14 protein-coding genes are annotated in these 21,989 nt (G+C 65.3%); 10 read left to right on the top strand and 4 right to left on the bottom strand.

Features of this window, described 5'->3' with window-relative positions; all coding sequences use genetic code 11:
• Window positions 1-119: 119 nt before the first annotated feature.
• Entirely contained in the window at window positions 120-1,247 is a 1,128-nt protein-coding gene (locus tag ASG67_RS15090) for a sensor domain-containing diguanylate cyclase (RefSeq protein ID WP_056531799.1), read from the top strand.
• Here the strand turns inward: ASG67_RS15090 and ASG67_RS15085 are convergent.
• Entirely contained in the window at window positions 1,244-2,632 is a 1,389-nt protein-coding gene (locus ASG67_RS15085) for a glutamate ligase domain-containing protein (protein WP_056531797.1), read from the bottom strand. The two genes, ASG67_RS15090 and ASG67_RS15085, sit on opposite strands and share 4 nt — an antisense overlap.
• 51 nt (window positions 2,633-2,683) lie before the next feature.
• Between ASG67_RS15085 and ASG67_RS15080 the strand changes: the two genes are divergently transcribed.
• The 6 genes from ASG67_RS15080 (at window position 2,684) to ASG67_RS15055 (ending at window position 11,744) form a co-directional block, all read left to right on the top strand.
• Complete coding sequence (locus ASG67_RS15080) at window positions 2,684-3,499, top strand: LD-carboxypeptidase (RefSeq protein WP_056531795.1); 816 nt, start codon at window positions 2,684-2,686, stop codon at window positions 3,497-3,499.
• On the top strand, window positions 3,499-4,392 hold the full coding sequence (gene bla, locus ASG67_RS15075) for a class A beta-lactamase (RefSeq protein ID WP_056531792.1): 894 nt from the start codon (window positions 3,499-3,501) through the stop codon (window positions 4,390-4,392). The genes ASG67_RS15080 and bla overlap by 1 nt, the downstream gene beginning before the upstream one ends.
• A 74-nt stretch (window positions 4,393-4,466) precedes the next feature.
• A complete protein-coding gene (gene thrS / locus ASG67_RS15070; RefSeq protein ID WP_056531790.1) occupies window positions 4,467-6,473 on the top strand; it encodes a threonine--tRNA ligase in 2,007 nt (668 codons plus the stop codon).
• A gap of 74 nt (window positions 6,474-6,547) precedes the next feature.
• Window positions 6,548-7,990: a Dyp-type peroxidase gene (locus ASG67_RS15065; RefSeq protein WP_056531788.1), complete on the top strand. Its 1,443-nt coding sequence runs from the start codon at window positions 6,548-6,550 to the stop codon at window positions 7,988-7,990.
• Between the two features lie 98 nt (window positions 7,991-8,088).
• Window positions 8,089-8,619 (top strand): translation initiation factor IF-3, encoded by a 531-nt coding sequence (gene infC / locus ASG67_RS15060; protein WP_056531786.1) that lies wholly within the window; start codon window positions 8,089-8,091, stop codon window positions 8,617-8,619.
• 230 nt (window positions 8,620-8,849) lie between these two features.
• Window positions 8,850-11,744: a TonB-dependent receptor gene (locus ASG67_RS15055; RefSeq protein WP_056531784.1), complete on the top strand. Its 2,895-nt coding sequence runs from the start codon at window positions 8,850-8,852 to the stop codon at window positions 11,742-11,744.
• 54 nt (window positions 11,745-11,798) lie between these two features.
• On the opposite strand, the gene ASG67_RS15050 is transcribed toward ASG67_RS15055, so the two are convergent.
• Together ASG67_RS15050 and mutS are read right to left on the bottom strand one after the other, a co-directional pair.
• Window positions 11,799-14,534: a [protein-PII] uridylyltransferase gene (locus ASG67_RS15050; protein WP_056531782.1), complete on the bottom strand. Its 2,736-nt coding sequence runs from the start codon at window positions 14,532-14,534 to the stop codon at window positions 11,799-11,801.
• Window positions 14,535-14,663: 129 nt separating this feature from the next.
• Window positions 14,664-17,240 carry a DNA mismatch repair protein MutS gene (gene mutS / locus ASG67_RS15045; protein ID WP_056531780.1) on the bottom strand — a complete coding sequence of 859 codons (2,577 nt, stop codon included), beginning with the start codon at window positions 17,238-17,240 and terminating at the stop codon, window positions 14,664-14,666.
• 259 nt (window positions 17,241-17,499) lie between these two features.
• Here mutS and ASG67_RS15040 point away from each other — a divergent pair, with 259 nt between their 5' ends.
• Both ASG67_RS15040 and ASG67_RS15035 read left to right on the top strand, forming a co-directional pair.
• Window positions 17,500-19,758, top strand: coding sequence for an NADP-dependent malic enzyme (locus ASG67_RS15040; protein ID WP_056531778.1), 2,259 nt, complete (start codon window positions 17,500-17,502; stop codon window positions 19,756-19,758).
• An 8-nt stretch (window positions 19,759-19,766) separates the two neighbouring features.
• A complete protein-coding gene (locus tag ASG67_RS15035) occupies window positions 19,767-20,435 on the top strand; it encodes a peptidylprolyl isomerase (protein ID WP_056531776.1) in 669 nt (222 codons plus the stop codon).
• A 36-nt stretch (window positions 20,436-20,471) separates the two neighbouring features.
• Here the strand turns inward: ASG67_RS15035 and ASG67_RS15030 are convergent, their stop codons facing one another.
• Window positions 20,472-21,260, bottom strand: coding sequence for an SDR family oxidoreductase (locus ASG67_RS15030; protein WP_056531969.1), 789 nt, complete (start codon window positions 21,258-21,260; stop codon window positions 20,472-20,474).
• 209 nt (window positions 21,261-21,469) lie between these two features.
• Between ASG67_RS15030 and ASG67_RS15025 the strand changes: the two genes are divergently transcribed.
• Window positions 21,470-21,985, top strand: a complete 516-nt coding sequence (locus ASG67_RS15025) for a CHAP domain-containing protein (RefSeq protein ID WP_156460854.1) — start codon at window positions 21,470-21,472, stop codon at window positions 21,983-21,985.
• The last annotated feature ends 4 nt before the right edge of the window (window positions 21,986-21,989 follow it).

Here is a 21,989-nt window from a genome sequence, read left to right as displayed (position 1 = left end):
ACGCGCGGTAGATCATCGCCAGAATCAAGGCGCGCCGTTTATGACGCCGTGGCGACAACGACGTGATAACCAATCCATGTTAGAGTGATTCGGGTCGCGCAGGGCGACCAAGGAACGACATGGTTCTCGACATGGGCACCCTCTATGCGGTGGCTGCACTCGCTTCTGCGGTGGCGGGCGTCCTGCACCTAATTCCTTGGCTGACCGGGCGCCTTGCCCCCTGGGCGGCGTGGTGGGGCTTCGGCCATATTGCGGTCGGCTGCAGCAGCTTGATGGTGGCCATATTCGACGTGAGGTCGATCGCCATGCCGGTGTTCATCCCCAACATATTGTCGATCATCGGCTATGCGATGGTGTTGCAGGGCGTCCGCGTCTTCGAGCGTCCGCAGGCGAGGGCGGCGCCGTTGATGATCCTGGTTGCAATCGCGGCGGTGCCGTTGTTTCTGTCGCGCGATCCGCAGGCGTTTGTAGGACGGATAGCCTATCTGTGCGCGGTTCGGGCGTGCTGCGATCTGGCGGTCGCCTATATGGCGGTGCGGATGGCGCAGCGGCAGGGACTGCAAAATTCATGGCTGATGGCGTTTCTGTTCGGGGCGACGGTGCCGTTGTTCGTGGGGCGCGCATGGCTGGCGGCGACGGGCCGGATCGGACCGACGCTGCTGGGGCCGGCGGATGACCTGGCGTCGTGGCTGGCAGCCAGCGCCATCGCCTTCATCGTGTTTCGTGGATTCTCGTTGCTGCTGCTGGATGCCGAGCGGAGCCACCGATCGCTGGCCGATCTGGCGTGTCACGATGCACTGACCGGCGCGTTGAACCGAATGGGGCTGGCGCAGTTGCGCCAGCGGCTGGACGGGCAGGTTGCGGTGATGATGATCGACGTCGACCGGTTCAAGGCGTTGAATGATGTCGAAGGCCATGCGGTGGGCGATACGGCGCTGCGCCTGTTGGCGGAAACCGGCCAGCTGGTGCTCGGCTCGCGTGGATCGCTGGTCCGGACCGGCGGCGACGAGTTTCTGGGCGTGATGCCGCGCCTGTCGCACGAAGAAGCGCGGGCGCTGGCGGACGCGATCGAGCTTCGCTTCGATCAGGAAATCGGCCGTTGCACAAACCTCTCGCCGCGCCCGACGCTGAGTATCGGGCTGGCGGAGGGGGCCATCGCGGATGGCTTTGAACGCCTGATCGCGCAGGCGGATCAGGCGATGTACGCGGTGAAGCGGATGCGGCAGGGCAACCGTCGCGCGGCCTAATCGCCCAACCGGGTAAGCATATCGGCGGCCAATGTGCTCAGCGTGTCGTCGCGTGCGCCCATCACGATGATGCGGTCGCCCGGTCGCGACAGTTCGACCAGCCGGCGGGCGGCATCGGCGCGGTCGGGGTCGTGCCACGCCTGTCTTCCCGCTTTCGCAACCGCCGCGACGATGTCGGCGCTGCCGACCTCGCGCTTGACGGTGCCGCCGAAATAGACGGGGTCGGGCATCGTCAATACGTCGTCGGGCGCCATCCGCTCGGCAAAGGTGCGCGCCAGTTCATGGCCCATGACCTTCAGCGGACCATAACCGTGCGGCTGAAACAGGATCAGCAGCCGGCCGGGATGCGCGTGCAGCGTATCGAGTGTGGCGGCGATCTTATCGGGATTATGCCCGAAATCGTCGATCACCGCGACACCGGCCGCCTCGCCGACCAGATCGAAACGGCGGCGCAGGCCGGTGAAGCCGGCGATCGCCGCGACCGCCTCATCGCGATCCACCCCCGCCGCGACTGCCGCACCAATCGCGGTCAGCGCATTGGCGACGTTGTGGCGACCGGGAACCGACAACCGCACCCGGTGTCGTGCGTCGCGTATGACCAGATCGAACCCGATTGCGAAGGGTTCGGGCGACAGATTCTCCGCCATCAGATCAGCGGGCGATTCGATCGCGACGGTCACCAGCGTCTTGGCCGGTAGCGTGGCGGCCAGCGCGGCGGCCTCTGGATCGCCGATATTGACGATCGTCGTCGTCGCCTTGGCCGCGAAGTCACCGAACAACTGACGAAGCTCGTCGAGCGATTTATGGTCGAGGCTGACATTGTTCAGCACGGCGATGCTTGGCGAATAGAGCGCGATCGAGCCGTCGCTTTCGTCCACTTCGCTGACGAACGCGTCGCCGCTGCCCACCAGCGCACTGGCGAACGGTGTGTCGGGACGGACGAAGTCCTTCATCACCGCGCCGTTCATTACCGTCGGATCGCGGCCGGTGGCGTGGAGGATCCAGCCGATCATGCCGGTTACGGTCGATTTGCCGCTGGTGCCGGCGACACCTATCGGCAGCGCGGCCTCGTTGAACAGGCGCGCGAGCAGTTCGGCGCGGGTGGCGCGCGGCGCGCCCAAACGGCGGGCGCTGGCGATGTCCGGAACGCTATCCTCTATCGCGGCGGAGGCGACGACCAGACGGTCGGCGGCGATGCCGCTGCCGTCCTGCGGGAACAGGCGGATACCGGCGGCGGCCAAGGCGTCGAACTTCGGCGTGCTGCGACCGGCATCGAAACCGCGATCCGATCCGGCGACGTCACCGCCCCGCGCGCGGACGATCATCGCCAGCGGCATCATGCCCGATCCACCGAGCCCCACGAAGAAGAATTTGCCGTGCTCCATGCAGGCGGGCTATCGAGATCGGCGGACCGGGGCAAGCGTTGGGGAAGAGTGTTGAGGATAGGCGTGGTGGCGCCCGGACGGCCGATCGATCCCATCGTGGCGGCGCGGGCCGGTGCCTTTGCGGCGATCGCCTATCCGGAGATCGATCTGGTATTTCATCCGCAATGCTTCATGAGCGAGGGGCATTTCGCCGGGTCGGACGCGGTGCGGGCGGCGGCGTTTCTGGATGTGGCGAACGATCCGTCGTTCGGCGCGGTCTGGTTCGCCCGTGGTGGCTATGGATCGAACCGCATCTTGGCGGAGGTGATGCCCAAACTGGCGCCGGCCGCGCGGAACAAGAGCTATGCCGGCTATTCCGATGTCGGATTCCTGCTCGCCGCGCTCTACACACGCGGGATCGGTCGGCCGGTACATGCGCCGATGGCGGCCGACATCAACCGCGCCAAGGGTGACGAGACGGTCGCACGGACGCTCGGTTGGTTACTGCGGCGCGACCAGCAGGGACTGGAGCCGGGGTTGGCGGGGCGACCGGCGGTGGCGTTCAACCTCGCCATCCTGCAGGCGCTGGTGGGGACGCCGTGGTTGCCTGATCTGGCGGATCACGTCCTGATGATCGAGGAGGTGTCGGAGCCGCTGTATAATGTCGATCGCATGCTCTTCACGATCGCCAACGCCACCCAGTTGAAGGGCGTGGCGGGGGTGCGGCTGGGGCTGGTCAACGACATTCAGGCGAACGAGCCACCCTGGGGCGAGACGCTGGAGTTCATGATGGATCGCTGGTGCCGCGACATGGGCGTGCCGTATCTGGGGCGCGCGCAGATCGGCCATGCGCAGTCCAACATGGTCGTGCCGTTCGGCATCGCCTGATGACGGAGCGTTTGACCTTCGATGGCCTGATGACCCGGCGCGTCATGATTGGCGGCGTCATGGCGGGGGTCGCCGCGCCCGCGCTCGGCGTGACCGCGCCGGGGGTGGTGACGGCGTGGGCGACGCTCGACAAGGCTACGGGCCGCTTTTCCGGCGTAAACGTCAACGACCGCATGCCGATGTGTTCGACGTTCAAATGGCTGTTGGTGGCATGCGTGCTGGCGCGCACCGATCGCGGGCTGGAACGGCTGAGCCAGCGGATTTCTTTCGGGCCGGACGACCTGCTGGGGTACGCCCCGACGGTTCGTGCGGCGCTGACGGCGGCCGGCGGCGATCGGGCTTCGCTCAGCATCAAGGATCTGTGCGAGGCGGCGGTGACGGTCAGCGACAACAGCGCGGCCAACCTGTTGCTGCCCGTGGTCGGCGGACCGGAAGGACTGACGGCATGGCTGCGACGGGCCGGCGATCCGATCACCCGGCTCGACCGGAACGAGCCCGCGCTCAACCGTGTGCCGCCGGGCGATCCGCGCGATACGACGAACGCGGCGGCGATGCTGGGGACGCTCGACCGGTTGCTGTTCGGCGCGGTGTTGTCGCGAGGATCGCGGCACCGGCTGACCGACTGGCTGCTGGCGTGCAAGACCGGCGCCGATCGTCTGCCAGCGGGATTGCCGGCGGGATGGCGGGCCGGACACAAGACCGGCACCTATACGACCGACCGGCCGACCCGGATCGATCGCAATGCGGCGGGTGACGTCGGCCTGTTGCTGCCGCCGTCGGGCAAGCCAATCCTGATCGTCGCCTATGTCGCGGGCAGCCGCCAACCACAGCCGGTGGTCGATCGCTGGTTTGCCAGTCTCGCCCGCGATGCCGTCAGGCGCCGGATCGGGTGACACCCGCGGCGCTTGCCTGTATGCCCCGCTGGGCGGCATAAGCCGCGCCCCTCTTGTCTGTTGCGAGTTTCTCCATGTCCGCCATGTTCCGCATCACGCTGCCCGACGGTTCCGTCCGCGAGGTTGCGCCCGGAACTACCCCCGCGGACGTAGCCGCCGCGATCGGCCCGGGCCTGGCCAAGGCGGCGCTGGCGGCGCGGATCGATGGGCAGGTGCGCGACCTGAGCCGGCCGTTCGAGGGTGACACCGCACTGGCGCTGGTGACGGCGCGGGATGAAACCGATGCGCTGGAACTGGTTCGCCACGATCTGGCGCATGTGATGGCTGAGGCGGTGCAGCATCTCTTCCCCGGCACGCAGATCACGTTCGGCCCGGCGACCGACGACGGCTTCTATTACGACTTCGCGCCAAAGGATCGGCCCTTTACCGAGGACGATCTGCCCGCGATCGAGGCGGAGATGCGCGCGATCATCGCCCGCAACGAGCCGTTCGTGCGCGAGGTCTGGTCGCGTCAGCAGCTGATCGACCGGTGGACCGAACAGGGCGAGACGTTCAAGGCCGAATGGGCCGCCGAACTGCCCGAGGGTGAGGAACTAACGATTTATCGTCAGGGCCAGTGGCTCGACATGTGCCGGGGGCCACACATGGCCTCGACCGGGAAACTGGACCCGCAGGCGTTCAAGCTGACGCGCGTGTCGGGCGCCTATTGGCGCGGCGACCAGAAGAACGCGATGCTCAGCCGCATTTATGGCACCGGCTGGCTGAATAAGAAGCAGCTCGACCAGCATCTGTTCCGGCTGGAGGAGGCGGCCAAGCGCGACCACCGCAAGATCGGGCAGGAGATGGACCTGTTCCACCTCCAGTCGGAGGCGCAGGGTTCGGTGTTCTGGCACCCCAAGGGCTTCGTTTTGTGGCGGCAGATGGAGGCGTATATGCGCCGCCGGCTGGATGCCGCCGATTATGAGGAAGTGAAGACGCCGCAGCTGATGGACGCGCGCCAGTGGGAGCAGTCCGGCCACTGGGGCAAGTATCGCGAGAACATGTTCGTCGTGCCGGACGAGATTCCAAATACGGAAGACGACGGTGCCGTGTTGTCGGGCGAAGGCGACCTTATGGCGCTGAAGCCGATGAACTGTCCGGCGCACGTCCTGATCTTCAAACAGGGGATCAAGTCGTATCGCGACTTGCCGATCCGCATGGCGGAATTCGGCTGCTGCCACCGCAACGAGCCCCACGGCGCGCTGCACGGCATTATGCGGGTACGCCAGTTCACACAGGACGACGCGCATATCTTCGTGCGCGAGGACCAGTTGGTGGGCGAGGTCCGCAAATTCTGCGAGCTGCTCGACAGCGTCTACAAGGATCTCGGCTTCGAGGATTATGCGGTGAAGCTGGCGCTGCGTCCCGACAAACGTTTCGGCGACGACGCGATGTGGGACAAGGCGGAAGCGGAGCTGCGCGAGGCGGTGATGCAGTCGACGCTGTCCGACACGATCAAGGAAAAGTTTGAGGAGTTGCCGGGCGAGGGTGCGTTTTATGCACCCAAGCTGGAATTCCACCTGACCGACGCGATCGGGCGCACGTGGCAGGTCGGCACGATCCAGTCGGACCGGGTGCTGCCCGACCGGCTCGACGCATCCTATGTCGGCGAAGACGGCAACCGGCATCGCCCGGTCATGCTCCACCGTGCGATCCTGGGGACGTTCGAGCGATTCATCGGCATCCTGATCGAACACCATGCCGGTCGCTTCCCGCTATGGCTGTCGCCGGTGCAGGCGGTGGTGGCGACGATCGTGTCGGACGCGGACGATTACGCGCGTGATGTCGTCGCCCGGTTGAAGGCGGTGGGCATCCGCGTCGAATCCGATCTACGCAACGAAAAGATCAACTACAAGGTGCGCGAGCATTCGCTGGCCAAGGTGCCAAACCTACTGGTGGTGGGAAAGCGTGAGGCCGAGGAAGGCAAGGTCGCACTGCGCCGCCTGGGTAGTCAGGGTCAGGAAATACTGACGCTGGACGACGCGATCGATATGTTGCGCCGCGAAGCACTGGCCCCCGACATGCGGAATAGTAATAACTGAGATTTGTTATCGACTGATGTGCACCCGTCTTCTTCTGTTTCTGGTAAATAACCGGAACAGCGAGGAGACGGGGAATGGCGATCGATCTGACCCATGCACTGGAATGGACCAGCGCGAATTCCGAACAGTTGAAGATGCTTGAAGATCTTCAGGGAAATATTCTCGATGGCCATGGTCGCAAATCGACTCGACATCTTTTCCTGAAATTCGACGATCCGAAAAAGGGTCGCGCCTTCGTTCGTGATCTGAATAACCACATTACTTCTGCCCGCGCTCAGTTGCAGGCGGCGAAGGCCTTTCGGCATGGCGGGCCATCCGCACCGCCCTTCGTGGCGTTCATGCTGTCGTCCGCCGGTTATGCGGCCCTGCAATTGTCGAAACGCCCGTCCGACGGGGGCGCCTTCGATCAGGGTATGTTGGCTCGCCGGACGATCCTCAACGACCCCGCGCCTGCCGCGCTGGAGGAGCCGTACCGGCAACGGATCGATGCGATGATCCTGATCGGCGGTAACCCCGATTCGCGCCGGAGCTGGGGATCGACGGAGGTTCGCACCGCCGAGAAGGCGATCCGCCAGTTGATGGGGCGGCGCGCCCGTGTCGTTGCCGCCGAGACGGGCCGCGCGATCTTTCGCGACAACGGCACCGACGAAAGCGGCATCCACAAGATCGAGGGGATCGAGCATTTCGGTTATGTCGATGGCCGCAGCCAGCCGTTGATGCTGAAGGAACTGGTCCGGCGCGAGGCGGACGAGAGCGACGGCATCAGCGTGTGGAATCCGGAGTTTCCGATCGGACAGGTGCTGGTGCCTGATCCGGGATCGCCGCATCGCGGCACCGCCTTCGGCAGCTATTTCGTGTTCCGCAAACTCGAACAGAATGTCGCGGCCTTCAAGAAACGGATCGAGGAGGAATTGGCGGACGAAACTGGGCTGGGCGAACTCGCCGGCGCCATGTTGGTCGGCCGGTTCGAGGACGGGACGCCGGTCGTCAGTCAGCGCGATCCCGGTGGTGACAATCCAGTGATGAACAATTTCGATTATGCAGCCGATCCGGATGGATTGCGATGCCCGCTCCACGCCCATATCCGCAAGACGAACCCGCGCGGTGACGTGCGCCGTCAATTCGGACTGCCGAACGATCATGAAGAGCGATCGCACATCATGGCGCGACGGGGGATGACCTATGGCCGTCGCAACCGCGTCACCGATCCCAGCAACGAGCCACCAGGCGGTGTTGGGCTGATGTTCATGGCATATCACCGCGATCTGGCGACGGGTTTTGAATTCACGCAACAGAGCTGGGCCAATGCCGCCGGTTTCGTGGCGGCCGGGACGGGCCGCGATCCGATCATCGGCCAGCGCGGCACTGCCGCGGCCGTGCCTTTGCAGATTCCTGGAAAATGGGGAGTGCGCGATACGCCGACGACGCCAGCGACCTTCGAAGAGTTCGTCAGTCACCGCGGTGGCGAGTATTTCTTCGCGCCCGCCAAGAGCACGCTGGCGGCCATGCCGGTATAACGACCGATCGTATCGGCACCGACCTTTCACAATCGACGCAAGTCCACTATATACTGACATTCAGATACACAGGAGCTATACCCATACGTCCTCCCACGATGCGCCGACCCAATCAGGCGCCGCCGATGAACGGTCCTCGTTTCAACGAATGGATCCAAAGCCCCAAGGTCCGCGTGATCGACCACGAGGGCGAGAATCTCGGCGTGATGTACACGCGCGAGGCGATGGCGGCTGCGCAGGAGCTGGGTCTCGATCTGGTTGAGGTGTCACCCAACGCTGACCCGCCGGTCGCGAAGTATCTGGACGTCGGCAAGTTCAAGTACGAGGCCCAGAAAAAGGCCAACCTCGCGCGCAAGTCGCAGAAGACGCAGGAGATCAAGGAGATCAAGATGCGTCCGAACATCGACGACCATGACTATGACACCAAGATGAAGAAGGTGCATGAGTTCATCGGTGAGGGCGATAAAGTTAAGGTGACGCTGCGTTTCCGCGGCCGCGAACTCAGCCATGGCCAGCTCGGCATGGCGGTGTTGCAGCGCGTGGCGCAGGATACGACCGAAGTGGCGAAGGTTGAAGCCTATCCGCGCATGGAAGGCCGGCAGATGCTGATGGTGCTGTCGCCCAAGTAAGGCGAGGCTATCCTTTTCGGATCAAACGAGGCGGCTGGCGACAGCCGCCTTTTTTGTTGCATTGCACGATGTTGCTCCGGTGCGACACCTGCGGTCAAAAAGAATGTGGTCCCATTAAAAAACAGGGTCGATCTTCAAATTCGTTGGACGTCACTCGGTAAATCGCCCTAACAACCATCAAACCAGATATTCGAATTATTCGGAACGGGTTGTTTAGGAGAGATGCCACCATGCGCCTGACCGCGTACTTGCTGTCTGCTGCCGCCACCATTGCGATCGCAACCCCCGCTCTGGCGCAGGAGCCCGTACCGACCAACGGCGCGGCGCGACAGATGCCGAGCCAGGCAACCGCCAATGGGGCGGTGCAGGCGGAGTCGCCCAATGCTGGCGCGCCATCACAGGATGATCGCGACGCGGGCGGGACCACCGCGGGCGATATTATCGTCACCGCCACCCGCCGCGCCAGCCCGCTGTCGGACGTGCCGATCGCGGTCAGCGCGGTGACGCAAGAAGCGTTGCAGAACACCGGCGCCAACGACATCCGCTCGCTCAACCAGTTGGCCCCGTCGCTGCTGGTGTCGTCCACCGGATCGGAAGCGAACGCCTCGGCGCGTATCCGCGGGATCGGCACGGTCGGCGACAATCCTGGCCTCGAAAGCTCGGTCGCGGTCTTCATCGACGGCGTGTATCGCAGCCGTACGGGCGTCGGCCTGAACGAACTGGGCGAGATCGAGCGGGTCGAGGTGCTGCGTGGCCCGCAGGGCACGTTGTTCGGCCGCAACGCATCGGCCGGTCTGATCAACATCGTGACGCAATCACCCAAGTTCACCTTCGGCGGTGTGGCCGAAGCGACGTACGGTAATTACGACAACTATCGCTTCGTCGGTGGCCTGACTGGACCACTGATCGGTGACTTGCTCGCGTTCCGTGTCGATGGCGTCTTCAACAAGCGCGATGGCTTCTACCGCAACGTCACCGCCGCCAATGGCAGCGAATCGCGCGTCAACGATCGCGACCGCTATTTTGTCCGTGGGCAATTGCTGTTCAAGCCGACCGACGCGATCAGCTTCCGCCTGATCGGCGATTACACGCATCGCAACGAAAGCTGCTGCGGCGCAGTTTATTACAGTCAGAACGAGACAACCGATCCGACCCAGACCGGGCAGACACAGGCGAACGGCAGCACGGTTAACACCGATGGTCAGTTCACCTATGGTACGTCCAACCGGATCGTCGATGTGCTGCGTCGACAGGGCGCGGTCTATCCGCTGGCCGGCACACGCGCCAATCCGTTCAGCCGCGAAGTGGCCGTGACGCCGGGTCAGACGTACCGCAACAAGACCGAGGATTATGGCGGTTCGGGTCAGCTCGACTGGGATCTCGGCGGCGCTACGCTGACGTCGATCACCGCCTATCGCCAGTATAAGTCGGGCAATGCCGGTGACGTCGATTACACCAACGTCGACCTCACCCACCGCGCCGCCGATGGCAATGCGTATCGCCAGTTCAAGACCTTCACGCAGGAAGTGCGGCTGAACGGCTCGCTGTTCGAGGGCAAGCTCGACTGGCTGGTCGGTGGCTTCTATGCCAACGAGAAGCTGAAGCTGGTCGACAACGTCGTGTTCGGTGCCAATTATGGCGCGTTCGCAGCCTGCCGACTCGTCGCCACCGCCAATCCGGCGGCGTTCCTGCAGAATCAGGCAAATCCGGGCTGCCTTGGTACCACGCCGCTGGCCGCCTTGGGCGGCGCGACGGCGCGGCAGGCGCTTGGTGCGAACTTCGGGACGCTCGCCAACAACGTACTGGGCGGCCTCGACCGTTTGTCGTCACTGAACAGCCTGGGCGACCAGCGCTCGGTATATCGGCAGGACAGCGAGAATTATGCGTTCTTCACGCATAACATCCTGAATATTACCGACACGCTGTCGGTGACACTGGGCCTGCGTTACACGCATGAGCAGAAGGATTTCCGCGCCAATTTCAATAATAACAACACGATCTGTCCGCAGCAACAGGCCGCCCTGTCGCCGCTGATCGCCAATGCCGCCGTACCCGCTGCCGCACGTCAGTACATCGCGGCGATCGTCACGCTCAGTTGCACGGGCAATTCGTCGTCCACGCTAAATGCGCTGAAACTGAACGACGGTTTTAAGGATGGCGAGTTCACCGGCACGGGCGTGGTGTCGTGGAAGCCGACGCCGCGCCTTCTGACCTACGCGTCATATGCCAAGGGGTACAAGGCAGGCGGATATAATCTCGACCGGTCCGATCTCGGCGGTCTGAATGGCGTCTTCGCGCCGCGCAGCAATGCCGATGCGCCGGGTCTGCGGTTCGACGCGGAAAAGGTGAACGCGTATGAAATTGGCGCAAAGTACAACATCCGCGGCGCGTTCAGCCTGAACGTCGCGGCGTTCCGTCAAGAGTTCAAGGATTTCCAGCTGAACACCTTCAACGGGTCGGTGTTCGTCGTGCAGAACATCCAGTCGTGCAAGAACAACCTCGCCGGTGCCGATACCGACAGCCTGGCGAACAACGGCACCTGCGCGGGCAATGCCGACAAGGCGGGCGTGATCTCGCAGGGTGTCGAGCTGGAAGCGACAATGAACCCGGCGCGGCACGTGACGTTCACCGCCGGCTACACCTATGCCGACACGCATTTCCGCAAGAATCTGGTCGGCAGTTCGGAGGGTGAGGCACTCGATCCCGCCCTGTTCCTGCTGCCGGGCAGCCAGTTGTCGAACGCGCCGAAGAACGTGGTCACGACCTCTTTCGCGTGGACGCCGGATATCGGCAGCAACGGCATGTCAGCCCTGTTCTATGTCGATAGCCGCCTGACGTCCGACTATAACACCGGGTCGGATTTGGCGCCGGAGAAGAAGCAGGACGGCTTCGCACTGGTCAATGCCCGCATTGGTATCCGGGGTCGCGATCAGCTCTGGGCACTGGAATTCTGGGCGCAGAACCTGCTGAACGAGGACTATATCCAGGTCGCGTTCAACACGCCGTTCCAGGGGGCGGGGTCGATCGCCAACACCCAGCGCTTCGGCACGACCGCCAACGCGCTCTACTCGTCCTTCCTGGCCGAGCCGCGCACGTATGGCGTGACGCTCCGCTCACGCTTCTGATCATATCATCCGGAAAAGGCCGGTCAGCTCCTCCGGGCGGCCGGCCTTTCCCTGTCAGGCGGCGATCATATCGGCCGCATGTCCGGCTGCCGCGTCGAGCAGTCGCTTCTCCAGCGTCTTCAACCGGGTCGGCTGGGTTAGCCGATCGCCGGTCAGGTCGGTGAGGTAGAAGGTGTCGACCGCGCGCTCGCCATAAGTGGCGACGTGTGCCGAATGGATCGTCACCTTCGACTGGAACAGCGCCTGCGCCAACTGATTGAGCAGTGCCGGCCGATCACGGGCGTTGACTTCGACCACGGTGAAGCGGTTCGACGCGTCGTTGTTGATAAGGACGTTGGGCTGAATCGTGAACGCATCGGCGCGCATCCGAGCGGCGGGCTTGGCCACCAGCCGGTCGTTCAGCTTGCCGCGATTGGCGAGGGCATCCTCGATCGCGATGCGCAGCCGGCTCAACTGCGCCGGATCGTCAAACGGTCGGCCGAACGGATCCTGCACCAGGAAATTGTCGATCGCCATGCCGTCGCGCGTCGTGTGGATGCGCGCGTCGATGATGTTGCCACCCGCGACATGGATCGCACCGGCGATGCGATAGAACAGGCCGGGGTGATCGGCGGCGTAGATCGTGACGAGGGTCGCGCCGCGCTCCGCGTAAACCTGCGCATCGATCGACAGCGGTGCGTCACCGGCCGCCGCCATCAGCCGGGCGTTATGCTCCAGCACATCCTCCGGCTCGGCGATCCAGTAGGATTCGGGCAGCCGGCGGACAAAGACGGCGAAGCGCGCATCGCCCCAGTCGAGCGCTTGGGCCAACCGCGCCTGCTTGGCGGCGATACGTTCCTCCCGGCCGCGCTGCTTGTGGCCGAGACGCAGCACCTCTTCGGCCGATTCATAGAGCGTGGACAGCAGCTGGCGTTTCCAACTGTTCCACGTTCCTGGCCCCACCGCCCGGATATCGACGACGGTCAGCAGCAGCAGCAGGCGGAGTCGTTCCGGGCTGGCGATGATGGCGCTGAAATCTAGGATCGTCTTGAAGTCCGACAGGTCGCGCTTGAACGCGGTGTCCGACATCAGCAGGTGATAGCGGACCAGCCACGACACCGTCTCGGTTTCGGCCGGAGTCAGGCCGAAGCGCGGGCAGAGCCGACAGGCGACCTCCGCCCCCAGGACCGAATGGTCGCCGCCGCGACCCTTGGCGATGTCGTGCAGCAGTACCGCGACGCGCAGCACCCGGCGCGAGATGATCTGGTCGATCACGACGCTGGCGAGGGGATGATCCTCGCGCAGGGTCCCTGCCTCGATCCGGGCGAGCAGGCCGATCGCCTGGATCGTATGCTCATCGACGGTGAAGTGGTGATACATGTCGAACTGCATCATCGCCACGACGCGGCCGAAATCGGGCACGAAACGGCCGAACACCCCCGCCTCGTTCATCCAGCGCAGCACCAGTTCAGGATCGCCGGGGCTGGTCAGGATTTCGAGGAACAGTGCGTTGGCGTGCCGGTCCTGACGGTAATCATCGATCAGCTTGGCATCGCGGGATGCGGCGCGCATCGCAAGCGGATGGATTTCCAGATGATGCGCATCGGCCAGCGCGAAAATCTCGATCAGGCGGACCGGGTCCTCGGCAAAGAAGTCGTCGCCGGGCAGGGCGAGGCGCCCGCGATCCAGCACGAAACCGTTCAGCCGTTTCGGCGCGCGGCGGATCGTCGGCAATCCGAAACGCTTGCCCCGCGACGCGAACCGCTCGTCGAGGTGCGCCAGGAACACGCCGGTCAGCGTACCGACGGTGCGCGCCTGCAGGAAATAGAATTGCATGAAGCGTTCGACGGCGGGCTTGTCATGCCGGTCCTTGAACCGCATCCTGGCCGCCACCTCGCGCTGCACGTCAAAGGTCAGGCGGTCCTCGGCCCGGCGCGCGATGACATGCAGGTGGCACCGCACCGCCCACAGAAATTCGTCGGCACGGTGGAAGGCGCGATATTCGGCGGGCGTGAACAGGCCGACATCGACCAACTGGCGCGCACGCTGCACGTCATAGACATATTTGCCGATCCAGAAGAGCGCGTGCAGATCGCGCAGGCCGCCCTTGCCCTCCTTCACATTGGGTTCGACCACGTATCGGGTGTCGCCCATCCGGCGATGGCGGGCATCGCGCTCTGCCAGCTTGTCGGCCACGAACTGACGCTCGGTGCCGCGCTGGACCTCTGACTTGAAGCGACGGGCGGCGTCGTCATACAGCGTGGTGTCACCGGTTACGTAGCGCGCCTCTAAGAGGGCGGTGCGCACCGTCACGTCGGCCTTGGACTGACGGATCATCTCGTCCAGCGATCGGCTGGAATGGCCGACCTTCAGCCCCAGATCCCATAGCGCATACAGCATCGTCTCGATCACCAGCGCGGTGCGCGGCGACGGGGTATTGCGCGTCAGGAAGCCGATATCGATGTCGGAATGCGCCGCCATCTCGCCCCGGCCATAGCCCCCGACCGCTAGCAGCGTGATCGGTTCGTCCGCCGGATGCAGGCGCGTGGTGGCAAGATCGAACAGGATCACCAACAGCTGATCGACCAGATACGCCTGCCCGCTGGCAACCTCCAGCCCCTTGGTAGGACGCTCGGCCAGCCGGTGCGCGATCTCGGCGCGGCCGGCGGCGAGCGCATCCTTCAGCAACTGGATCGTGGCGGCACGCAGCCCCGCTTCGGGCAACGCCGCCACCGCCTCCGCCAGTGCGCGACGATCGACGATCGCGCGGCGGTTGGACAGATGTTCGAAACGCGAGGAGGGTGATGGCATGGCGGCTCAGTCGGGCTGGGGCCGGGCGAAGGGCCAGCCATTGGTCGAGGAGGAAGCGGGACAGGACATGCAGTCGATCCGTCGTATCAGATATTCCCTACCATCATCATGCTGGCAAGAGCGACCCGCCTATCCCTCCCGCGCCAAGGCTTTCAGGCGGTAGAGGGTGTCGAGCGCTTCCCTCGGCGTCAGCGCGTCGATGTCGAGCGCCTCCACCTCGGCGCGGATTGCGTCGCATCCCTCCTTTTCGGCGATCTGTGCGGCGGCGAACAGGGGCAGGTCGTCCAATCCGGCCGCCAGTCCGCCGGTCTTGGCACGACCAGCCTCTAACTTGGCGAGCACCGCCTTGGCGCGGGCCACGGTCTGCGGCGCCATGCCGGCGAGGCGGGCGACGGCGAGGCCATAGCTGCGGTCGGCGGGGCCGTCCGCCAGTTCGTGCAGAAGGACGAGATCGCCCTTCCATTCGCGGGCGCGGACATGGTGGAGCGACAGCGCCTCGCACCGTTCGGCGAGGCGCGTCAGTTCGTGATAATGGGTGGCGAACAGGCAGCGGCAGCGATTGTCTTCATGGATCGCCTCCACCACCGCCCAGGCAATCGCGAGACCGTCATAGGTCGAGGTGCCGCGCCCGACCTCGTCGAGGATCACGAAGCTGCGCGGTGTCGCCTGTGCTAGGATCGCGGCGGTCTCGACCATCTCGACCATGAAGGTGGAGCGGCCGCGCGCCAGATTGTCCGACGCGCCGACGCGGCTGAACAGGCGATCGACCAGCCCGAGCGTCGCGCGGGTCGCGGGAACGTAGCTGCCGCATTGCGCCAGGACGGCGATCAGCGCGTTCTGACGGAGGAAGGTCGATTTGCCGCCCATGTTGGGGCCGGTGACGAGCCACAGGCGTGAACTTTCCGACAGGCAGCAATCATTGGCGACGAAGCGGTCACCGGCGCGCGCGACCGCCGCCTCGACCACCGGGTGACGGCCGCCCTCGACATCGAAACAGGGGTGTTCCACCAGCACCGGCCGCGCCCAACCGCCCTCTGTCGCCCGCTCCGCCAGTCCGGTTGCAACGTCGAGGCGGGCGAGCGCGTCCGCGGTGGCGGCGATCGCCTCGCGCCGGTCGAGCGCCTGTGCGGTCAGATCCTCCAGATGCGCCGCCTCCGCCGCCAGCGCATGGGCGCCGGCCTGCGCCACCTTCGTCGCCACGTCATGCAGCGCGGGGGTGTTGAAGCGGACGACGCCGGCCAGCGTCTGGCGGTGGGTAAAGCCGCTGTCGGGCTTCATCAGCGCATCGGCGGCACGGGCCGGCACCTCGACATGATAGCCGAGCACGTTGTTATGGCGTATTTTCAGCGCGGTGACGCCGGTCTGTTGCCGAAAATCCGACTCCAGCGCGGCGATGGCGCGACGGCCGCCGGCACCGGTATCACGCAAGTCATCCAGCGCTACGTCGTACCCGGCAGCGATGTAACCGCCGTCGTTCGCCTCGATCGGGGGCGAGGGGACGAGTGCGCGGCGCAACAGATCGATCAATGCGCCATGCCCGCGCAGTTGTGGTGTCAGGTGCGCCAACAGTGGCGGCGCGCCCGCCACGTCGAGCCGCTCGCCCAGCGCCCACGCCCCGTCAAGACCGTCGCGTAGCTGCCCCAGATCGCGGGGGCCGCCACGTCCCGCTACCAGCCGGCCGAGCGCACGACCGATATCGGGCAGCGCACGGAGCGCCGCCCTGATCCGCTCGCGCAATGCCGCATCGTCATGGACATGCGCCACCAGTTGCAGCCGTGCATCGATCGCCGCCCCGTCCATCAGCGGCGCGCCGATATCCGCCGCCAGCAACCTCGCACCAGCGCCCGTCACCGTCCGGTCGACCGCATCGAGCAGGCTGCCGCGCCGCTGGCCACCGGCGGTCTGCGTCAGTTCCAGGCTCTCACGCGTCGCCGCGTCGATCGCCATCGTCGTGGCGGCGCGGTGCAGGACGGGGGGGCGCAGGAACGGCAACGCGCCCTTGGCGGTATGGTCGAGATAGGCGACCAGCCCGCCCGCCGCAGCCAGTTCCGCGCGGCCGAACTGGCCGAACCCGTCCAGCGTCGCGACCGCGAACAGGCGTTTCAACCGCGTTTCGCCCGTGCCGCTGTCGAAATCCGCCTTGGGCCGCATCGACGTCGCGGCTTCGATGAACGCGCCCGCTTCGGAGGCGACGACCTCGGCCGGGCAAAGGCGGGCCAGCTCGGCGGGCAGGGTCGCCGTGTCGAGGGCGATCACCTGGAACCGGCCGGTCGAGACGTCGGCGGCGGCGAGCGCCACGTCGCCGCCCGCCTCACCGATCGCCACGCACCAGTTGTCGGACCGCGCATCGAGCAGTGCTTCTTCCGTCAGGGTGCCGGCGGTGACGACGCGGACGATCGCGCGGTTGACCAGTGCCTTGGAGCCGCGTGCCTTGCGGGCGGCGTCCGGGCTTTCGGTTTGCTCGGCGATGGCGACGCGGTGCCCTGCCTTGATGAGCCGTTGCAAATAGGCGGTGGCGGCATGGACGGGCACGCCGCACATCGGGATCTTCTCGCCGTCATGCTCGCCACGCGCCGTCAGCGCGATGTCGAGCACGGCGGCGGCGATGCGGGCGTCGTCGAAGAACAGTTCGAAGAAATCGCCCATCCGGTAGAAGAGCAGGCAATCCGCCGCTTCCGCCTTCAACGTCAGATACTGGGCCATCATCGGGGTTGGGGCAGCGGCAGGGGTGGGGGGGGCGGCGGACATCGACCCCGTCTAGCGAGCGTGGCGGCCCGGCCCAAGTCCCGCCGACACAGGCGCGACGGGATTCACGCGAAGTGCCGATTCTTGCACATGAAATAGCGTCCACTGGGCGCAGACCAGGCTACTAGGGGCGAAACCCGCCTGAAACGTGTCGAATCGAGCGTTCCCTTGGCGGGCCGCTACGCCTAATACCGTCCCAAAATCCGTGGGAGAGTTGTTCATGTCCGAGGCCGTCAACGTCCAGTTCTCCGAGCGTGAAGCGTTGCTGTTCCATTCGGAGGGGCGTCCCGGCAAGATCGAGATCATCGCGTCCAAGCCGATGGCAACGCAGCGCGATCTTGCACTGGCCTATTCGCCGGGTGTCGCGGTGCCGGTGCAGGCGATCGCCGATGATCCGACGACCGCCTATGACTACACCGCCAAGGGCAATCTGGTCGCCGTCATCTCCAACGGCACCGCGATCCTGGGCATGGGCAATCTCGGCGCGCTGGCATCGAAGCCGGTGATGGAGGGCAAGGCGGTGCTCTTCAAGCGCTTCGCCGACGTCGATTCGATCGATATCGAACTCAAGACCGAGGACGTCGATCGCTTCATCGACGCGGTCGAGCTGATGGAGCCGACCTTCGGCGGCATCAACCTGGAAGACATCAAGGCGCCGGAATGCTTCATCATCGAGCAGACGCTGCGCGAGCGGATGAACATTCCGGTCTTCCATGACGACCAGCACGGAACCGCGATCATCTGCGCCGCCGGCCTCATCAACGCGTGCATGCTGACCGGTCGCCACCTGAAGGACGTGAGGGTCGTGGTGAACGGCGCCGGCGCGGCGGCGATCGCCTGCACCGAACTCATCAAGGCGATGGGCGTCCGCCCCGACAACGTCCTGATGTGCGACCGGACCGGCGTGATCTATCAGGGTCGCGACGACGTGAATCAGTGGCAGTCGGCGCACGCCGCCGTCACCGAACGCCGCACCCTGACCGAAGCACTGGCGGGCGCGGACATGTTCCTGGGCCTGTCGGCGGCGGGGGCGCTGAAGCCGGAGATGGTGAAGGACATGGCACCATCGCCGATCATCTTCGCGATGGCCAATCCGGAACCTGAGATCCGCCCCGAACTGGCGAAGGCCGCCCGGCCGGACGCGATCGTCGCCACCGGCCGGTCGGACTATCCCAACCAGGTCAACAACGTGATCTGCTTCCCGTTCATCTTCCGCGGCGCGCTCGATGTGCGCGCGACAGGGATCAATGACGCGATGAAGATCGCCGCCGCCAACGCCATCGCCGAACTGGCGCGGCAGCGCGTGCCCGATGAGGTCGCGGTCGCGTACGGCGTCCAGCACAGCTTCGGCCCGGAATACATCATCCCGTCGCCGTTCGATCCGCGCCTGATGGAAATCGTGCCGGTCGCGGTCGCCAAGGCGGCGATGGATTCGGGCGTTGCGACCAAGCCGATCATCGATATGGCGGCGTATCGCCAGTCGCTGCGTGAGCGGTTGAACCCCACCACCTCGGTCCTGACGCTCGCCTATGAAGGGGCCAAGGCGCATCCCAAGCGCGTGCTGTTCGCCGAGGGCGAGGAGGAAGTCGTGCTGCGCGCGGCGATCGCGTTCAAGGAGGGTGGTTACGGCACGCCGGTGCTGGTCGGACGCGAAGACGTGCATGACCGGCTGCGCGCGCTGGGCGTGACCAAACCCGAAGAATATGAGGTGCACAACAGCCGCACCTCGACACTGGTGCCGGAAATGGTCGAATTCCTGTACCGCCGGTTGCAGCGCCGCGGCTATCTGCGCCGCGATATCGAGCGGATGGTCAATCAGGACCGCAACACCTTCGCCTCGATCCTGCTACAGTTGGGCCATGCCGACGCGATGATCACCGGCATCACGCGCACCTATGCCAAGACGTTCAAGGACGTGCGCCGGGTTATCGACCCGATGAAGGGCAAGGTGCCGTTCGGCATCCACCTGCTCGTCGGGCAGAGCCACACCGTGTTCATGGCCGACACCACGATCAACGAACGCCCGACCGGCGAGGAACTGGCTGACATCGCCGAACAGACCGCACAGGTCGCGCGGCGAATGGGGCATGAGCCGCGCGTGGCGTTCCTCAGCTACTCAACCTTCGGCAATCCCGACGGCCAGTGGCTCGACAACATCCGCGAAGGCGTGAAGGTGCTCGACGGGCGGCAGGTAAGTTTCGAGTACGAGGGCGAGATGGCGCCCGACGTGGCGCTGAACCCGAAGCAGTTGAAGAACTTTCCGTTCGCGCGCCTGTCCGGTCCCGCCAACATCCTCATCATGCCGGGCCTGCAATCGGCCAATATCTCGGCCAAGCTGCTGCGCGAACTGGGCGGCGACGACATGATCGGGCCGATGCTGATCGGCATGGAGAAGCCGGTGCAGATCGCGCCGATGACCTCGACCGCCAGCGAACTGGTGACGCTGGCGGTGCTGGCCGCGGGCGGGATCGCACGCTGAGGAATCTTATGTTCGACCGATGGCGGGCGGCGCTGGCTGGCGTCGCCCTGTTGCTGGCTCCGGTCGTGGTCGCGCAAGGACCGGCGGCGGGCGCGCGGCCCGGCATCGTCCGGGTGCGGCTGGATACGTCGCGTGGGCGGATCATGCTGGCGCTCGATGCGCGGCGGGCGCCGAAGACGACGGCCAATTTCATGGCCTATGTCGATGACGGTCGGTTCGACGGGACGACTTTCTATCGCGCGGCGCGGGGCAAGGCCGATCCGACCAAGGGCTTCGTGCAGGCAGGCATCCGTACCGATGCCAAGCGCATCCTGCCGCCGTTCCCGCTGGAGACGACTGCACAGACGGGTATCCGCCATCTCGATGCGACGATTTCGATGGCACGGGGCGACAGCCCGGCATCGGCGGGCGGCAATTTCGTGCTGACCGTGGGTCCGACGCCGCAGATGGACACGCGGCCGGGCTATGCCGGCTATGCCGCGTTCGGGCGGGTGATCGGCGGCATGGATGTCGTGAAGCGCATCCTCGCCGAGCCGTCGGGCGGCGGCTTCGATTCGATGAAGGGCCAGATGATCCTACAACCGGTGCGCCTGTTTCGCGCCGTGCGGATCGATGGCCAGCCCAAGCCGACCAAGGAACCGCGCGTCTGGTTGCTGGTGCCGCAGCAACGGCACTGACAGGGCAAAGCCTCCGCCCCTCGCGGGAGGGGGAAGTTACGCGTCGATCGAACTGCCCAGCGAAGCGTGGACCAGCCCGCCATCGACGGTGATCGTCTCGCCCACCACATAATCCCCGGCCCGGCTGGCGAGGTAGATCGCGGCGCCGGCCATGTCCTCTGCCGCGCCGATGCGGCCGGCGGGGATGGTGTGGGCGACGGTGTCGCCATGATCGCGTGCCGCCTTGTTCATATCACTGGCAAAGGCGCCCGGCGCGATTGAGGTGACGTTGATCGCGTCTCGCACCAGCCGCGCCGCCATCCGCTTGGTCAGTTGGATCAACGCCGCCTTCGACGCCTGATAGCTGTATGTCTCCCACGCGTTCAGGCGCATCCCGTCGATCGAGGTGATGTTGATGACCTTGGCGGGCCGGTCCGGCTTGCCTGCCGCCTTCAACAGGCCGTGCAGCGCCTGCGTCAGGAAGAACGGCGATTTGACGTTCAGGTCCATCACCTTGTCCCAGCCGCTCTCGGAGAACTCCTCGAACGGCACGCCCCACGCCGCCCCGGCATTGTTGACTAGGATGTCGAGTGCGCCTTCGCGCTCGCCGAGCGCTGTGGCCAGCGCGCGGCAACCATCGACCGTGGACACATCGGCGGGCAGCGCGTGGCAGTTCGGCCCCAGCGCCGCGGCGGTATCTTCACACGCCGCCTCCTTGCGCGACGAGACGTAAACCGTCGCCCCTTGTGCGATGAAGCCCGCCGCGATCATCCGGCCGATCCCACGGCTGCCGCCGGTGACGAGCGCAACGCGGCCGTCGAGCCGAAACAGATTGCCGGTGTCCATCATCTCTCTCCTATGTTTGTCACAGGCGTAAGAGCGCGGACGGATCGGGGCAAGCGCGACCGTAAAAGGACGTTCGGACGGGCCAAAATCCAGTCGTCGCCGGCGATACACCGTTCGCCCGAAAAGGTTCCCGACCTTATTTCCTATTAACGAATTTGCCCGTAGCCACACTCTCACAACCGATTTCGACCCGGGGGGTCCCAAGCATGATGAAGGCGTTGGCAGTGCGTTTCGCGCTGGTGTTTTCGTGCGGCCTGATGATGGCGGCGCCGGCCGCCGCCCAGTTCTGGCAGTGCGCGCCCTATGCCCGGCAGATTTCGGGCATCGACATCCACGGCAATGCCGACACGTGGTGGGGCCAGGCCGAGGGCCGGTACGAGCGCGGGCACCTGCCCAAGCCGGGATCGGTGCTGGCGTTCGCGGCGACCGGCCGGATGCGTGTCGGCCATGTCGCGATGGTGTCACGCATCGTCAGCGATCGTGAAGTGCTGCTCACCCATGCCAACTGGTCGCGCCGCGGCGGGATCGAAACCGATGTGCGGGCGATCGACGTGTCACCCGCCGGTGACTGGAGCGAGGTAAAGGTCTGGTACGGGCCGCAGGGCGATCTGGGCACGTCAAGCTACCCCACGAAGGGCTTCATCTACGCCGACCATGGCCAAGCACCCTTGCCGCCGTTGCAGTTCGCCCGGAACGTAATCACCGCCGACGGCATCGCCGGCTGATCCT

The sequence above is a fragment of the Sphingomonas sp. Leaf339 genome (assembly GCF_001426195.1).
Taxonomy (GTDB): Bacteria; Pseudomonadota; Alphaproteobacteria; order Sphingomonadales; family Sphingomonadaceae; genus Sphingomonas.
Note: the sequence above shows the minus strand (reverse complement) of the source record. Positions and strands in the feature narration are given on the sequence as shown.

Coding starts and splice junctions, on each gene's coding strand:
- ASG67_RS15025 (WP_156460854.1), top strand. CDS start 21,470: ATGAAGGCGTTGGCAGTGCGTTTCGCGCTGGTGTTTTCGTGCGGCCTG.
- ASG67_RS15050 (WP_056531782.1), bottom strand. CDS start 14,534: ATGCCATCACCCTCCTCGCGTTTCGAACATCTGTCCAACCGCCGCGCG.
- ASG67_RS15040 (WP_056531778.1), top strand. CDS start 17,500: ATGTCCGAGGCCGTCAACGTCCAGTTCTCCGAGCGTGAAGCGTTGCTG.
- ASG67_RS15090 (WP_056531799.1), top strand. CDS start 120: ATGGTTCTCGACATGGGCACCCTCTATGCGGTGGCTGCACTCGCTTCT.
- ASG67_RS15055 (WP_056531784.1), top strand. CDS start 8,850: ATGCGCCTGACCGCGTACTTGCTGTCTGCTGCCGCCACCATTGCGATC.
- ASG67_RS15085 (WP_056531797.1), bottom strand. CDS start 2,632: ATGGAGCACGGCAAATTCTTCTTCGTGGGGCTCGGTGGATCGGGCATG.
- ASG67_RS15030 (WP_056531969.1), bottom strand. CDS start 21,260: ATGGACACCGGCAATCTGTTTCGGCTCGACGGCCGCGTTGCGCTCGTC.
- ASG67_RS15035 (WP_056531776.1), top strand. CDS start 19,767: ATGTTCGACCGATGGCGGGCGGCGCTGGCTGGCGTCGCCCTGTTGCTG.
- ASG67_RS15065 (WP_056531788.1), top strand. CDS start 6,548: ATGGCGATCGATCTGACCCATGCACTGGAATGGACCAGCGCGAATTCC.
- infC (WP_056531786.1), top strand. CDS start 8,089: ATGCGCCGACCCAATCAGGCGCCGCCGATGAACGGTCCTCGTTTCAAC.
- bla (WP_056531792.1), top strand. CDS start 3,499: ATGACGGAGCGTTTGACCTTCGATGGCCTGATGACCCGGCGCGTCATG.
- mutS (WP_056531780.1), bottom strand. CDS start 17,240: ATGATGGCCCAGTATCTGACGTTGAAGGCGGAAGCGGCGGATTGCCTG.
- thrS (WP_056531790.1), top strand. CDS start 4,467: ATGTCCGCCATGTTCCGCATCACGCTGCCCGACGGTTCCGTCCGCGAG.